General features: G+C 37.0%; 14 protein-coding genes and 1 pseudogene. 2 read left to right on the top strand and 13 right to left on the bottom strand.

Annotated features, from left to right (window positions below):
- The 9 genes and pseudogenes from WBM60_RS18170 to WBM60_RS18130 form a co-directional block, all read right to left on the bottom strand.
- A pseudogene (locus tag WBM60_RS18170) lies at positions 1-489 on the bottom strand (N-acetyl-gamma-glutamyl-phosphate reductase); the annotation flags it as partial.
- Entirely contained in the window at positions 482-1,672 is a 1,191-nt protein-coding gene (locus WBM60_RS18165; RefSeq protein ID WP_424277006.1) for an argininosuccinate synthase, read from the bottom strand. The gene WBM60_RS18165 and the pseudogene WBM60_RS18170, both read right to left, overlap by 8 nt.
- A complete protein-coding gene (locus tag WBM60_RS18160; RefSeq protein WP_424259788.1) occupies positions 1,669-2,283 on the bottom strand; it encodes a GNAT family N-acetyltransferase in 615 nt (204 codons plus the stop codon). Before WBM60_RS18160 ends, WBM60_RS18165 begins: the two co-directional genes overlap by 4 nt.
- A gap of 210 nt (positions 2,284-2,493) precedes the next feature.
- Positions 2,494-3,855 (bottom strand): mannosyltransferase, encoded by a 1,362-nt coding sequence (locus WBM60_RS18155; RefSeq protein WP_424259789.1) that lies wholly within the window; start codon positions 3,853-3,855, stop codon positions 2,494-2,496.
- A 136-nt stretch (positions 3,856-3,991) separates the two neighbouring features.
- On the bottom strand, positions 3,992-5,479 hold the full coding sequence (locus WBM60_RS18150; protein ID WP_299158158.1) for a cellulose synthase family protein: 1,488 nt from the start codon (positions 5,477-5,479) through the stop codon (positions 3,992-3,994).
- 1 nt (position 5,480) lies between these two features.
- Positions 5,481-6,170, bottom strand: coding sequence for a glycosyltransferase family 2 protein (locus WBM60_RS18145; protein ID WP_424261456.1), 690 nt, complete (start codon positions 6,168-6,170; stop codon positions 5,481-5,483).
- 18 nt (positions 6,171-6,188) lie between these two features.
- Positions 6,189-6,317 carry a hypothetical protein gene (locus WBM60_RS18140; protein ID WP_424261454.1) on the bottom strand — a complete coding sequence of 43 codons (129 nt, stop codon included), beginning with the start codon at positions 6,315-6,317 and terminating at the stop codon, positions 6,189-6,191.
- 94 nt (positions 6,318-6,411) lie between these two features.
- A complete protein-coding gene (locus WBM60_RS18135) occupies positions 6,412-7,995 on the bottom strand; it encodes a 4Fe-4S binding protein (protein WP_424278266.1) in 1,584 nt (527 codons plus the stop codon).
- Between the two features lie 49 nt (positions 7,996-8,044).
- A complete protein-coding gene (locus WBM60_RS18130; protein WP_424261450.1) occupies positions 8,045-9,391 on the bottom strand; it encodes an NAD(P)/FAD-dependent oxidoreductase in 1,347 nt (448 codons plus the stop codon).
- A 115-nt stretch (positions 9,392-9,506) separates the two neighbouring features.
- Here WBM60_RS18130 and WBM60_RS18125 point away from each other — a divergent pair, with 115 nt between their 5' ends.
- The gene (locus tag WBM60_RS18125; RefSeq protein ID WP_424261448.1) at positions 9,507-10,508 is read left to right on the top strand and encodes a glycoside hydrolase family 113; all 1,002 of its coding nucleotides are present in this window, start codon (positions 9,507-9,509) and stop codon (positions 10,506-10,508) included.
- An 85-nt stretch (positions 10,509-10,593) separates the two neighbouring features.
- Positions 10,594-11,634: an N-acetylmuramoyl-L-alanine amidase family protein gene (locus tag WBM60_RS18120; RefSeq protein WP_424261446.1), complete on the top strand. Its 1,041-nt coding sequence runs from the start codon at positions 10,594-10,596 to the stop codon at positions 11,632-11,634.
- Between the two features lie 24 nt (positions 11,635-11,658).
- Here the strand turns inward: WBM60_RS18120 and WBM60_RS18115 are convergent, their stop codons facing one another.
- The 4 genes from WBM60_RS18115 to WBM60_RS18100 form a co-directional block, all read right to left on the bottom strand.
- Entirely contained in the window at positions 11,659-12,366 is a 708-nt protein-coding gene (locus tag WBM60_RS18115) for a TIGR04283 family arsenosugar biosynthesis glycosyltransferase (RefSeq protein ID WP_424261444.1), read from the bottom strand.
- The gene (locus tag WBM60_RS18110; protein WP_424261442.1) at positions 12,353-13,105 is read right to left on the bottom strand and encodes a DUF547 domain-containing protein; all 753 of its coding nucleotides are present in this window, start codon (positions 13,103-13,105) and stop codon (positions 12,353-12,355) included. The genes WBM60_RS18115 and WBM60_RS18110 overlap by 14 nt, the downstream gene beginning before the upstream one ends.
- Positions 13,106-13,259: 154 nt before the next feature.
- On the bottom strand, positions 13,260-14,075 hold the full coding sequence (locus tag WBM60_RS18105) for a purine-nucleoside phosphorylase (RefSeq protein ID WP_424261440.1): 816 nt from the start codon (positions 14,073-14,075) through the stop codon (positions 13,260-13,262).
- A 4-nt stretch (positions 14,076-14,079) separates the two neighbouring features.
- Positions 14,080-14,700, bottom strand: coding sequence for a TIGR04282 family arsenosugar biosynthesis glycosyltransferase (locus WBM60_RS18100; protein WP_424261438.1), 621 nt, complete (start codon positions 14,698-14,700; stop codon positions 14,080-14,082).
- Positions 14,701-14,711: the final 11 nt, after the last annotated feature.

The raw sequence follows: 14,711 nt of genomic DNA, 5'->3' as shown, positions 1-14,711 counted from the left end.
GGTTACCGCATTCACATGTACATCAGAGTTCAACATTTGTGCATTGGCCAGTGGGAGTAAAGCTAATTGAATACAGGTAGCAAAACAACCCGGATTGGCAATATATCTGGCGCTGCTTATGGCGGTTTTGTTTAATTCGGGAAGACCATACACAAATTCATTTCCATCGAATGAGGCATCTTGCTTTAATCTGAAATCGTTGCTTAAATCAATAATTCTTGTTTTGGGAGAAAAAGAATGGTTGTGTAAAAAGCTTTTGGAATTTCCGTGGCCCAAACAAAGGAAAAGGATATCAACTTCCGCATTCACCGAATCTGTAAAAGCCAAATCCAAAGTGCCTAATAAATCTGTATGGGTCCCACTAATTTTTTTGCCTGCTTTTGTTGTACTGTATACGAAATCTACGGTGACCTGGGGATGATTTTGCAAAAGTCTGATAAGCTCCCCCCCCGTATATCCAGACCCTCCAATAATACCTGCTCTAATCATCATTTTGAGTTATTTGATTAGCTATTTTTCCCGGATTTGATAGAATTTTAATAAAGCCTTTAGCGTCATTTGCCGTCCAGGCTTTATTTGTTTCTCCGTAATTACCAAAAGAGGCATTCATTAAATCATTCCCGGAGTTAACGCCGTTCAATTCAAATCGATAAGGGTGTAAGCTTACTGAAACCTCCCCGGAGACATTTCTTTGGGTATCGCTTAAAAATGCTTCTATGTTCCTCATTACTTCATCCAGATAATTGCCTTCATGTAAGAGCATTCCGTAAAAATTACCCAGTTGCTCTTTTTGAAATTGCTGCCATTTGCTAAGCGTGTGTTTTTCCAACAAATGATGAGCTTTAATAATGATAAGTGATGCCGCAGCTTCAAATCCTACTCTTCCTTTTATGCCTATGATGGTATCACCTACATGTATATCCCTTCCTATCGCATATTCGGAGGCTATAGCATCGAGGGTAATTATATTTTGAACAGGAGTGCCCTTTTGACCGTTGACAGAAACTAATTCACCTTTAAAAAAGCCCAGTTTAACATCTTTTGGATCTGTTGCAATTAATTGTGAAGGGAATGCAGACTCGGGTAAGGGCAAATTGGAGGTAAGCGTTTCGTCGCCACCTACCGAAGTACCCCATAATCCTTTGTTTATTGAATATTTGGCTTTCTCCCAGGAATAATCAATTCCATTTTCCTGCAGGTATTTAATCTCAGCTTCTCTGGACAAACTTTTATCTCTTATTGGAGTAATAATTTTGATATCAGGCGCGAGAATCTGGAAAATCATATCAAACCTTACCTGATCATTACCAGCACCGGTACTCCCATGAGCAATATACTCAGCTCCTATTTTTTTAGCATGGTTCACAATTTCGATAGCCTGAACTATTCTTTCGGCACTTACGGATAAGGGATAGGTATTATTTCTTAACACATTACCATAGATAAGGTACTTTACCACCTTTTCATAAAAATGTTCCAGTGCATCAATAGAAGTATAGCTGGTAGCGCCTAACTGAAGGGCTTTTTCTTTAATAAGTGCAATTTCTTCTCCGGAAAACCCACCGGTATTGACACTTACTGCATGTACTTCAAAGCCTTCTTCCTGGGATAAATATTTGGCGCAGTAAGAAGTATCAAGTCCACCACTGTAAGCCAAAACTAATTTTTTCATTTGTTCTTTCTTTTAAGAAATAATTGCTCTTTAATTGTTTTAAGCCTTTTAAACGCCTTATCATTTAGCTTTTCTTTTTTGGCTACGGCCAGTGCGGGGTCATATAACATACCGGTGCACAGGCACATTTTTTGATCGGTTCTGGTGAGTACATCAAAATTTTTACATGTTTGGCATCCTTTCCAAAAGGCCGGATCATTGGTTAATTCTGAAAAGGTAACGGGTTTATATCCTAATTCGTAATTCATTTTCATTACAGCAAGACCCGTTGTAATTCCAAAAATTTTAGCTTCCGGGAACTTTTTCAGGGAAAGTTCAAAAATTGCTTTTTTAATTTTTTTCGCAAGGCCTTGATTTCTGTAATCAGGATGAACAATAAGCCCTGAATTGGCTACGAATTTTTGGTGTCCCCATACTTCTATATAACAGAATCCAGCAAAATTATCACCATCCAAAGCAATGACAGCATTCCCATTTTCCAACCGTTTGATTATATATTCAGGTGTTCGTTGGGCAATACCGGTTCCTCTCACATTAGCCGATTCGGCAATAGTGTCACTAATTATTTTGGCGTATTTAAAGTGCGATTCGTTAGCAATTAATATTTCCATTGCTAGCTTTTTTTTTAAATGGTAAAAAATAGTTGATCTGATTGTGCGGAAATGGACTCACCTATTTCCAAGAAAGAAATACACCCTTACGGGCGTGGACGTACAAAGGAGCGTACGGGAATAGAATTCCAAAGAGGTAAAGTTATGTTTATGCATTTTTTCATTGCAGATCAAATGTACAAATTAAATTGAACTATCATAATTTGCGTTCTAATTTTTACGAATTAGCAATTTTAGACCTTTCGATTTAAATATTTCGTAAATCATAAATCCAAATACTACGAAATATTCAATAAATAGAAACCCAAGATTCTCTTTGAATTCAGGGTTTTCATAGGCAGAATAACTTAAAATGATCACTACTGACCAGGCCAGTGGGAAACGGTAATCTGTAAAAACGGACAACCCTACTAGGAAAATTATATACCACGGATGTACCGTCGAGGACAGGAAGTAATAAAGTACGAGTACCCATAACATAGAACTTATCAGGATTGGCATTTTTTTATTATCCCTTAAAAAAGTCAGTAACAACACAAAACCTATCATTATGTAAGGAACTAATTTCCCATAGATTTTAATTAGCTCCCATGGTTTTGCATCAAATTTAATCGCGATCTGCTTAATTAAATTGTAGATACCGGCATTGAATTCAAAATTAGAAAACCACAAGCCAACTGTATTCGTATAATTGTTAAGGAATTCGGATGAGTAAAATGGCAAAACACCTATTAAAATAACCAATCCCAGCACCATATAAAATTTCAGACTTTTCCTAAATCCAAAATAGGTAATAAACAAAGGAAGGAACATTAAGGGTACGAGCTTCACTGAAATGGAACATGCAAATGCGATAGCTGCAAACAACCACTTATTTAGCGTAATTAAACACAAGCCCCAAATAAAGAAAAATAGCATCACCCCTTCAAAATGGAGATTACCTGTAAGTTCTATAATTACCAGGGGATTTAAAAAATACCAAAAAATAAGATATGGTGATCTGTTTAGGTACCGCAGTAATTTCTTCCCAAAATAATAGATGCCAATATCGGCCAGTATAATGATAGATCTCATGGCTATTAAAGATCCCATAATACTCTTCCCTCCCAAAAAGGCAGAAATAGCAAACAGCAGTTGATTTAAAGGCGGATAATTACTAAAATGTCTGGCGCTTAAAGAGCCCATGCCGCTATGCAATTCCTGAGCATTGGCCAAAAGTATTCCGCCATTTTCCATAATAGTATCAGGTGTCTGTAAATACGGATTTATACCGGAGAGGACTAATTCACCATCCCAGATAAATCTATAGAAATCCTGAGACAAGTTTGGTTCGACCAAAAGAAAAATCAAACGAAAAAGAATACCGGAAATCAGCAGAAAATTAAAATTCCACTTTTCAAATTGAATCAGTTTATAACAGAGGAAAAAGAGAGCAAAAAAAAGGCTGATAAGCTTTATGAAATCTGTTCGCACAAGGTCATACGCGAAGCTGGTATAGAACAAGAGGCTTGCCAATACCATTAGAATTGTAAATTTATGGAGATTCCAATAGGAGGAAATCCTTGAAGCCATTGGTCTTTATAGTTTGGTCTCTACAAAGTACACAAAAATTGATAATTTTCAAGCACTTAAATGTCGTATAAATGTGCCAATAAAAAAGTTTAAAGATATCCCTGTACCCTCTATGATTTAAGCTAATATTAAGTGCTTAGGTTTGAGCAGATAGCGATTTAAGAGCGACAAAACCGAATCCGAGGAACAACATAAAATGAAAAGGAAACAAACCAAAATCATTTAAAGGAATAGCACTATACATTCCAAAAAGGAAATAGATCATCAGGCCAAACTCAAGAATCATATTGGGCGATATCTTTTTAGCCAGATATTTATTACCCTTCCAACTGTCTGTTAGATTATTGATATTGAATTTTGGCGTTCGTACAAATTCACTTCTTTTTCCCATATGTCCTTCAAGAACAGCAACGGTATTGTGCAAGGAGAAGCCCAGAGCTACGGAGAAAAATGTAAAGAAAAGTTTTATATAATCCACAAAATTATCAAAACTACTCCCTTGTATACTTTTATAGGTGAACCAATAGCATATGAATAATATGACCGTACTTAATATAAAAAAGCTGGTTACTTCAAATATCCAACCTAAATGGCCATACATGTTCTTTATATATAGCATTGGAATACTCAACAAGGCTACTATAAAAACAAAGAGGAACATGGAACTGTTTAACAGGTGCATTACCCCGTGAAATTTGGTTTTGAATGAAATATTCTTAGAAGTAATAACACTCCATACGGTTTTTCTAAAGTTTTCTGCACCACCTTTATTCCATCTGAATTGTTGTGATCTTGCAGCGCTGATAACTACGGGAAGTTCAGCCGGGGTTTCGACATCTTCAAGGTATTTGAATTTCCAGTTTTTTAACTGGGCTCTGTAGCTGAGGTCCAGGTCTTCGGTTAAGGTATCGCCTTCCCAGTTTCCTGCATCAAGAATACATTCCTTTCTCCAGATACCTGCTGTTCCGTTAAAATTAATAAAGTGACCTTTTGCATTTCTTCCAACCTGTTCAAGTGTAAAATGTGCATCGAGTGCAAAAGCCTGAATTTTTGTAAGCGTGGAATAGTCTCTGTTAATATGTCCCCACCTGGTTTGAACAACACCTATTTCCTCATCTTTAAAATAAATAACTGTTTTCTTTAACCAGTCGTATTCCGGAAGAAAATCGGCATCAAATATAGCTATGAAATCACCTTTTGCTATTTTTAGCCCCTCTTTAAGGGCTCCTGCCTTATAACCTGTCCTGTTTTCTCTTCGAATGTGCTGAATGTCTAATCCGGTTTCCTGCAGCGCTTTAATTCTTCCTGCTGTTTCTTCAACCGTTAATTTATCTGTGGAGTCGTCTAAAACCTGAATTTCAAGTTTGCTTTTAGGGTATTCCATTTTGGAAATATTTTCCAGCAAGCGTTCCACAACGTATTCTTCATTGTATATTGGTAGCTGAATAGTGACAAAGGGAATCTCCTTTGCGTCCAGTAAATTGTATTTAGGAGCAACCTCATTTATCTTCTTATTCCCTAAATAATTGACCAAAAGGTTCAATTGTGCCAGACTGTAAAAAAAGATCAGTAACAAGGATGTGCTGTAAATCCCAATAATGATGTAAGCAATTGTTAGTCCCATATTATTTTAAACTGTATTTAAAAATCCAACCCAATATTTTTACGCCTGCAAATATACTACCTTTTACTGTGCCTGACACCTTAGAAACACCAATTCTTTTCTTGTAATGCACTGGTATTTCGACATATGACATTTTATTTTTAAGTGCTTTTAGCTGCATTTCTATGGTCCAGCCATAGGTTTTGTCTTCCATTTCCAGCTCTAAAAGCTTCTCGTATTTAATTGCCCTAAAAGGTCCTAAATCTGTAAATGTTGACCCAAAAAACAACTTCATTAAAAATGTGGCCAATTTATTGCCAAAAATTTGCTGCGGGGTCATAGAGCCATCCTCTCTTAACGCTTTTGTTCTTGCCCCAATCACCATATCCACATTTTCCTCCAGAATAGGTTTTACAATTTTGTTTAGTTCTTCCGGGTAATCTGAATAGTCTCCGTCGATAAATACGATAATATTGGGCTTCCTGGACTTCTTTGCGATATAATCCATTCCTCGGAGGCAGGCATATCCATAGCCTTTTCGAGTTTCATTTAGTACCGTAGCTCCTGCTCTTGTTGCGTTTATTGCCGTATCATCCGATGAGTTATTGTTTACAACAATTATTTCAGAAACTATAGCCGGGATTTCCTGAATGACCTTTGCAATGGAATTTGCTTCATTATAAGCCGGGATTATGACCTTGATATCTGTCATACCTTCCAAAAAGATTTATTATTCTCCACGTCTATTATTTATTTCGGTCATTTCTCGCCAGGAAGAAATATTCTTCGGCTTATGCGGTGCAAAAATATCACTATTTATGGCACCATCGATACCTGAAATAATTCTTTTTAGTTCCATTTTCTTAATGAGAACATTAGAAGTACAAACAATATGAAAGAATAAAAAAATAAGACTTAAAGACAGTATTAAAGTTAACGATACCAGGTAATATCTATTTTTGGTTTACGAGAGTCATTAAATCTACGTCATTGCCCAACAAGACCTCATTACCATCAATACGGCCTTTTAATGGGCCATTCTCAAGTTTCAAAACACCTCGCGGACAAACTGCAGAACATATGCCGCAACCAACACAGCTTGAGCGTACTATGTTTTCGCCTTTCTGAGCATAAGCACGCACATCGATGCCCATTTCACAATACGTAGAACAATTGCCGCATGATATGCACTGGCCACCGTTAGTTGTTATTCTGAACCTTGAAAACAAGCGTTGTTGAAAACCTAAAATTGCGGCCATAGGGCACCCAAAGCGACACCAGACCCGGTTGCCAAAAATAGGATAGAAACCTGTGCCAATAACCCCCGAAAAAATACTGCCAATGAGAAATCCGTATGATTTCCTTAAAGTTTCAGATTTAAAAAGGAATACGTTGCCATCTCCACTGAGGTAGTGAAAACCAATAAGGGCCATAATTATCGCGAAATATCCAATAGCACCATAACGGGCATCTTTTTGAAATTGCTCTCTTTTGAATACCATAACCAGAACGAAAATCAAGGTCAATAACAGGGCTACACCAATAAGAAAATAATTTTTAGTCAACCAATATTTGCTGGTATCGTTGCCCAGATAAGAATAAATTACTGCTGTAGTCATTAGAGTAACAAAAACCACAACACTATGAACCACCCAGCGCTCAACTTTCCAAGCCGATAAACTTTTGTCGCTTAACTGTCTAAATGAATCTCCCGCTGTTTCGGCCAATCCACCGCAACCGCAAACCCATGAACAGTACCAACGTTTACCATATTTATAAGTCAGAATAGGGGAGATCACAAAAACGGACAATACACCGAATAGGAGCATAGCCATGCCAATATCTCCTGAATCTATAAATGCGTTGATACGGTATCTCTCAAAATTATAATAGTTTAACGGCCATATATTCTTCAGATCATAATATGGGAGATTGCCATTTAATCTGGCCATTATTTCGGGAATGATGAATGCAAAAGCTGTTTGAAAGAACATAACACTTATGGTACGAATGATTTCGTATCTGTTATGTCTGTATTTCCAAATAAATTTAATTCCGAAAGCCAGAATAGCAACGGTATATAGTGATCCGTAAACAAACCACTGGCTGGCCGGATTACCGCTCAATAATTTGCTTAGTGGGTCAAATAGTGCAATTATACCCGTATTTGTACCATTCTTCACCAGCCCCAGGAATTCCGGGAAAAAGTAAAGGACTATATAGAATCCTGTAAGCGTAATTCCGGTTATCCAGGCCCATAGTCCTTTAGAAGATATTGATTTAAACCAAACACCGTCATTTTTTATGCCCTTCAGTTTTAGAGCATATGCCTCTTTTGTAAACCAAAATACTCCGATAAAAATTGCCGTGAGGGAAATGCTCAGCCAAATTCCTTTATTGGGAAAGTCTACATTAAAACCGGCAAGCAGAACAATAAAAAGACCTGATAATCCCAATAAAACGGCTAATTTTTGAAATCGACTCAAAGCCGCAGGCGGTTCTCCTGTTAGTGCCATACTTTTATCCGCAATGCTCATTCTTTATTTCAGTTTTATTAAGTTTTTAAAAATCCCATAGTTAAACGACTCATTCGAGTGCAAAAATTCGTTTCCAGTTTTTCTTTTCAGGCTTAATATCTGTACCAAATTTTAAATTGAACTCAGCTGCAATTTCATTTTCATACACTGCATAGAATTCAGGATCAAAATTGGCATCTTTAAGATATTTAATCACATGCATAACATCTCGTCCTTCATTTAGCCATTTATTGAAGATCTCGTGGCGGAGGCGAATTCCAAAAGTATTTATTCCTAGAAATTTCCTGGTTTCTTTATGAAAAGCAATTGTCAGACATATTTTTTCTTTGGAGTGTCGCCAATGAAAATGTTGTTCATGTTCTTTTCTGCCGTTGCTACTAAAAACCCACCCATAAGTTTGGTATTCTATGTCCAGAAATTTGGCGGAATTAAACCAGTATCCCGGTTTGTATTCTGTCCTGTTTCCGCAAATAGACTGGGCAACTGTTTCTCCCATCATACGGCCTGTATACCAAACAGCTTCAATAGGTCTGCGATTACCAATGGGCTCATGTTGTTCTGCACAGTCTCCTATGGCATAAATATCTTTTATGTTAGTTTCAAGAAATCGGTTTACCTTAATTCCTCTACCCAACTCAATTCCGGAGTCGTTTAAAAATGAGACATTAGGCGAAACACCGGGAGTTAATCCTACCATTTGACATTCAATGGTTTCACCCTTATCTGTCGTAATGGCCTTCACCCTGCCGCTATCATCGGCCAGAATTTCAGTCAAATTCGTCTCCAGACGCAGATCTATATGATGATCCAGAATGTGTTCATTCAGCATCTCAGATTCTCCATCCGGGAGCACCACATTCCAAAAACTCTTTTCCCGGACTAGAAAAGTAACTGGAATTTCTCTGCTTCGAAGCATTTCAGCCAATTCAATCCCAATTAATCCACCACCAACAATAACAGCACGTTTGCAAACTTCTTTATTGGGGGCATTAATTTCTAATAAATCGAGATCTTGTTTGGAATACAAACCCTGTACCCCGTGCAGATCCTGTCCGGGCCAACCAAATTTATTGGGTTTTGACCCTGTAGCCAGAATTAACTTATCGTATTTTAATATTTGGGCGTCCTCAATATGCAGTTCTTTTTTCTCATGATCTACTTTACTGACATAGCCCCGCAGGAGTTCAATCCTGTTTTTCTCCCAAAACCAGTCTTCATAAGGCTTTATATGTTCAAATTTCATATGACCCATATAAACATACATCAATGCTGTTCTGGAAAAGAAATAATCGGTTTCAGCAGAAATTATTATAATTCTCTTATTCGAGTTTTTACGGATATGTCTTGCGGCGGTTACACCTGCAACTCCATTCCCAATAATTACAATATTTTCCATGTTGTTTAAGGTTGATAGGCATTATGTCGAATATAAAGATAATAACTTAACACCCTCTTTAAATTTACATCAAGATTTATTACCTTAATTTTGTAAATGTCCTTATATATCAAATATGAAGAGATTCGGGTTTTTAATATTGCTAGTTCTTCAACTGTCTTGTAACAGCCAATCGGTAAATAAGATTAATGGAATTAGTTTTGTTGCTTCCAGGGATAAAGCCGTCCAGGAGCATGTAGATGCTTTCCTGAATATTCACGCGGATCATGCAGCCGTAATGCCATTTGGTTTTATAAGAGATATTTCAAGTCCGGAAATAATTTTTGATACGGACCGCCAATGGTATGGCGAAACCCAGGGTGGTGCTAAACAGTACATTGAATTATTGCGGGCAAACAATGTTAAAGTGATGGTAAAGCCCCAAATCTGGATATGGCGTGGGGAATTTACAGGAGGCCTAAAGATGGAAAAAGAAGAAGACTGGAAGATTCTGGAGGCATCCTATGATAAATTTATGCTTACTTATGCCAAATTAGCCCAGGATACTAAGGCTGAAATTCTTTGTATTGGTACAGAACTGGAGCAATTTGTGATGAACAGGCCAAAGTATTGGGAAGATTTAATTGTAAAAATCCGAAAGATTTATAAAGGTAAATTAACCTATGCTTCAAACTGGGATGAATACAAACGAACCCCCTTTTGGGAATCTCTTGACTATATAGGCATAGATGCGTATTTTCCTTTATCTGATGCCAAAACCCCAACGGTAGAGCAGTTAAAGACGGGTTGGAAACCCTGGAAAGAGAATATTGCTGCTCTTTCAAAAAAAACTTCTCGCCCGGTACTTTTTACAGAATTTGGATATCGAAGTATGGATTATACTGCAAAAAAACCATGGCTAGTTGATCGAAATGAGGAAGGTGTAAACCTCGAAGCTCAGGTAAATGCCAAGAGAGCTATTTTTGAGGAGTTTTGGCAGGAAGACTGGTTTGCAGGGGGGTTCGTTTGGAAGTGGTTTCTTAATCACGAAAAAGCAGGAGGGGGAATGGACAACAGATTCACGCCTCAGAATAAACCTGCCGAAGAAATCATTAAATTGTTTTATCAATCTAATTGATCACCATATTTTATTCCATTTTTTCTATTCGGATGTACTTGCAATTTGGCAACATTTTTGATAATCTTTGTAAAAATTGATTATTGTGCCACAGAATCTTATAAAACCACTTTTAATACTCCTATGGTTCCCACTCTTAACTTTGGTGGCACAGGATTCCCTGAAATCAGTTGTTGCTGAAAAAGGGGATGGTATTTATTCATTGCTTCGCAAGCAGGGAGTTGACCCTTATATCACCTATGATGATTTTATTGCTCTTAACCTGCCAAGACTTAGGGATAGTCTGCATTTGTATGAAGGAATGGCCTATGTCATTCCTAAAACAACAGGAGATAGTCTGGAAATAGTTAAAGAAGATACCAAAGTTGCAGGAATAAAAAATTCTGTAAAAGGGATTTCCTATGATATTTTTGGAGAGAAATATGCCGAGGTAACTGGTAAAAGCGAGCGTTTAAAAGGCACAGTATATTATTTGATATCAGGACATGGGGGTCCTGATCCAGGTGCTATGACCCAATACGCCGGGAAATCCATTTCAGAAGACGAATATGCTTACGACGTGACCCTAAGGTTGGCAAGAGAATTACTTTCCCATGGGGCACAGGTTTATGTTATAGTACGTGATCCCGATGACGGTATTCGCGATGAACGAATTCTGGAAATGGATAAGGATGAGTTAATCTTACCTGACCAGATCATTCCTTTGGACCAAAAAGACAGGCTTGAGCAACGTGTAGATGCCGTAAATAAATTATATCTGAAGCATAAAGGTAAACATCAACGCCTCGTGGTTACTCATGTCGATAGTCGTAGTAAAGGACAAAATATTGATGTTTTTTTCTATTACCACGAGAAAAGTAGTAATGGTAAAAAACTTGCTGAAAGCATTCACAATACATTTAAAAAGAAATACAAAAAGTACCAACCCAACCGAAGCTATTCGGGAACTTTTGAAGACCGGAGCAATCTATACCTGGTTAAGAAAACCTTGCCTGCAATGACGTTTATAGAAATTGGTAATATTCGCAATAAAAAGGACCAAAAACGGATATTGGATTACGATAACAGACAGGCTTTGGCAAAATGGATTTCAGAAGGGGTAATCCTGGACTACGAGACGAAATAGCTAACTGCAAATCCGCGGAATAAATTAGGTAGAAATTTTTCTTTTATAGTAGCGGTATAACTGTTCGGGATCTGCCCCGAAATAATTCTTAAGATGAATTATTCCAAAGTAGAATTGAAGTTTTAGCTTCCCTATTTGCTCATATTTACGCGCTGAGGTTTGCACTTTATCTGGAAGGATCTTAAAATTAGTAAGCTCGTAGAGACGGCTTGTGAATTCGTTATCTTCATATATTTTGTAACTTTCATCATAGCCACCAGAAGTATGGAATAATGCCTTGGTGATAAAAAGGGATTGATCTCCACCTCTACATATCCTATGATTTATTCTGCTAAACCAGGAAAAGAAACTCAAAAAACGGCTATTGCTATCAAATTTCATCCTAAAACATCCGGCTTCACCACCTTTTTGAATGGCATCTACGATTATCTTGTCAAAGTTTTTTGGAGGAAAAGTGTCTACGTGCAGAAAGTACAGAATATCACCTGCGGCATGTTTAGCGGCATAATTCATCTGTTTTGCGCGACCTTTTTCAGAACTGAGTACAACGGTATCAAATTTTGAAGCGGCCTCCATCGTTCCATCAGTACTGCCTCCATCTACTACAAGAATCTCTTTTATATTTGAAGAACTTCCATTTTTCAGAATATAATCTATAAGCTTAACTATATAGCCCTCTTCATTCAGAACAGGAATAATAATGCTTATTGAGGGCTTATTATTTAATTTCATTTAAACTCCAATTGTATTTAAGATATTCAATTTTCGCATCAGGATTAATGGGTGTTTTTAAATATTGGCTCAAATAAACTATTAAGGAACCGTTATTTTCAAAATCTTTTTTATACCATTTGAAGATTTTGGACAATGCTACTTTATTTTCAGATATTTTATTTCGGCTGGGGTCATTTACAAAGTCTTTTGAAGCCTTTTCCAATTGTTTATCCAACTTTCCTTCCGTATAGGCTTCGTTTAGTAATTTTGGACATGAATATGAGGCACAGTTGATCGCAAAATGAATTCGGGGTTCATTCATCTTTCTTAGGATCTGATGCTCTATTTCTCCTAATGAAATGAATTTTCCGCCATATTTGATCCACGCCTTGTCCCAGGGGTTATTTATATCTCTTATGCTGGCCAAAGGATAATTATCCAAAATTAGTTTAACTGTGGCGGCATTGTAAAGATTTATATAGTATGCCAGTTTTTTTTCTCTGGCCCAGTTTTCATTTACCGTATTACTACCCAATTGCTCTAAGTACCGGTTTAGAGTTTCTGATTCCTTTTTAAAACCTAAATAGTCTACGTTGCCTTTCTCGTCAACAAAGCTATGCAGCAATCTGTCCCAGCTTTTGTGGTCTGCTTCTCCGCATATCTGTTCACTGGAGATTGGATCTAAAACCAATGAGTCCTGCAAGAGTGAAATCGGCTGGAAAAGACAGCATAAAAGGAGGAAATTTATTTGGAGCATTGTTTATTTTAAAACTTTAGTTGAATTAGTAGTTTAAACCTTACATCAAATCATAATTACTTCGCGAATAGATATTTATGTCTCCCATGAATAACTACGGTGCACATAGTTTTAGTAATTGGACTATAGCCATTTAATGTAATAGCGGTATAACTCATAATTCCCTTATTAATTCCATAAATAATTTTATCATTTTGGGTTCGGTTTCTTCTGCGACCTTAATTATTTCGTCAATATGTACGGGCTGCAGATTGTCGGGATCGCATTCATCAGTAAGTACGGACACCGCTACAACAGGGAGATTTAAATGCTTAGCCACAATTACTTCGGGCACCGTACTCATACCAACGGCATCTGCCCCAATAGTTTTTAGCATTCGATATTCGGCTCTTGTCTCTAATTGAGGTCCAACCACCGAAGCATATACGCCGGTATGTAATGTAATACTTTCGCGGACTGCAATTCCTTTAATTTTTTCACACATTTCAATATCATAAGGTTGGCTCATATCCACAAAACGCACCCCAAAATTGGCAACATTTTTGAATGCCAAAGGCGATCCCCCCTGAAGGTTAATATGATCTTCGATAAGCATGATATCACCTTTTTTATAGTTGAGGTTAATAGCCCCGGCGGCATTGGAGATGAACAACTTTTTTATTCCCAATTCGTGCATGACCCTTATAGGATAGGTAACATCATCAAACTCATAACCCTCGTAAACATGAAAACGACCTTGCATAACCACTACTTTTTTATTTTCGAGTGTGCCATAAATAAGCTTACCACTATGAAATTCAACGGTAGCCAAAGGGAAAAATGGAATGTTATGGTAATGGGCTACAACACCAGATTCTATATGGTCTACCAATCTGCCAAGTCCTGTACCCAGTATAATCCCTATTTCAGGACTTTCAAAGCCTTTATTTGTGAGGTAAAGGGATGATTCTTCAAGCTGTTTTTTGGTCATAGGCTCAAATTTTTACAAAGGATTCAAAAACATCAAACTCTTTTAAATCTTCGTAGACATCAATATCATTTTTGATTTGCAACAGTTTTACCTTTTTATGATTTAAGTTATTAAGGGTATCTTCCAGGACGGTTTCTGTGCCCCAATTCTTGTTTAAGAATATCTCCTTGTTCAATGTCTTCATTCCCAGGAGATAGTAACCTCCATCTGCTGCCGGACCTATTACAAAATCAGAATTTTCCAAACTATTAAAACCTGCTTCAATGGTTTCACTATTTAAGTCATAAATATCACTGCCTATAATGATAATCTTTTGATAACCCTTTTGAAATCCAGACTTAAATCCATTATACATTCGTTCTCCCAAATCATTACCTTCTTGCAACTGTTTTGCGTAATTGTCTTTATCCCATAAATCATTTTCGGGTATTTCTTCTGAATAATAAACTTCTTTTGAACAATTAAGGTCTTTTGTAATCTCAGCCGTATGCTGCAATAAGATCATATAAATATCCAATGCCGCCTGATCTCCTATAACCGCCGCCAATCTTTTCTTACACTTTCCTAATTTGGGGTTTCTAGTAAAAATAAGTAGTAATCGGTCTTTATTTTCTTCCAACTTCATATATGAATTAA

This window comes from Eudoraea sp. (genome assembly GCF_049669105.1).
Lineage (GTDB): Bacteria > Bacteroidota > Bacteroidia > Flavobacteriales > Flavobacteriaceae > Eudoraea.
Note: the sequence above shows the minus strand (reverse complement) of the source record. Positions and strands in the feature narration are given on the sequence as shown.

Excerpts from the sequence above, each read along its gene's own strand:
- WBM60_RS18165 (WP_424277006.1), bottom strand. The coding sequence starts at position 1,672 with ATGAAAAAATTAGTTTTGGCTTACAGTGGTGGACTTGATACTTCTTAC.
- WBM60_RS18160 (WP_424259788.1), bottom strand. The coding sequence starts at position 2,283 with ATGGAAATATTAATTGCTAACGAATCGCACTTTAAATACGCCAAAATA.
- WBM60_RS18155 (WP_424259789.1), bottom strand. The coding sequence starts at position 3,855 with ATGGCTTCAAGGATTTCCTCCTATTGGAATCTCCATAAATTTACAATT.
- WBM60_RS18150 (WP_299158158.1), bottom strand. The coding sequence starts at position 5,479 with ATGGGACTAACAATTGCTTACATCATTATTGGGATTTACAGCACATCC.
- WBM60_RS18145 (WP_424261456.1), bottom strand. The coding sequence starts at position 6,170 with ATGACAGATATCAAGGTCATAATCCCGGCTTATAATGAAGCAAATTCC.
- WBM60_RS18140 (WP_424261454.1), bottom strand. The coding sequence starts at position 6,317 with ATGGAACTAAAAAGAATTATTTCAGGTATCGATGGTGCCATAAATAGT.
- WBM60_RS18135 (WP_424278266.1), bottom strand. The coding sequence starts at position 7,995 with ATGAGCATTGCGGATAAAAGTATGGCACTAACAGGAGAACCGCCTGCG.
- WBM60_RS18130 (WP_424261450.1), bottom strand. The coding sequence starts at position 9,391 with ATGGAAAATATTGTAATTATTGGGAATGGAGTTGCAGGTGTAACCGCC.
- WBM60_RS18125 (WP_424261448.1), top strand. The coding sequence starts at position 9,507 with ATGAAGAGATTCGGGTTTTTAATATTGCTAGTTCTTCAACTGTCTTGT.
- WBM60_RS18115 (WP_424261444.1), bottom strand. The coding sequence starts at position 12,366 with ATGAAATTAAATAATAAGCCCTCAATAAGCATTATTATTCCTGTTCTG.
- WBM60_RS18110 (WP_424261442.1), bottom strand. The coding sequence starts at position 13,105 with ATGCTCCAAATAAATTTCCTCCTTTTATGCTGTCTTTTCCAGCCGATT.
- WBM60_RS18105 (WP_424261440.1), bottom strand. The coding sequence starts at position 14,075 with ATGACCAAAAAACAGCTTGAAGAATCATCCCTTTACCTCACAAATAAA.
- WBM60_RS18100 (WP_424261438.1), bottom strand. The coding sequence starts at position 14,700 with ATGAAGTTGGAAGAAAATAAAGACCGATTACTACTTATTTTTACTAGA.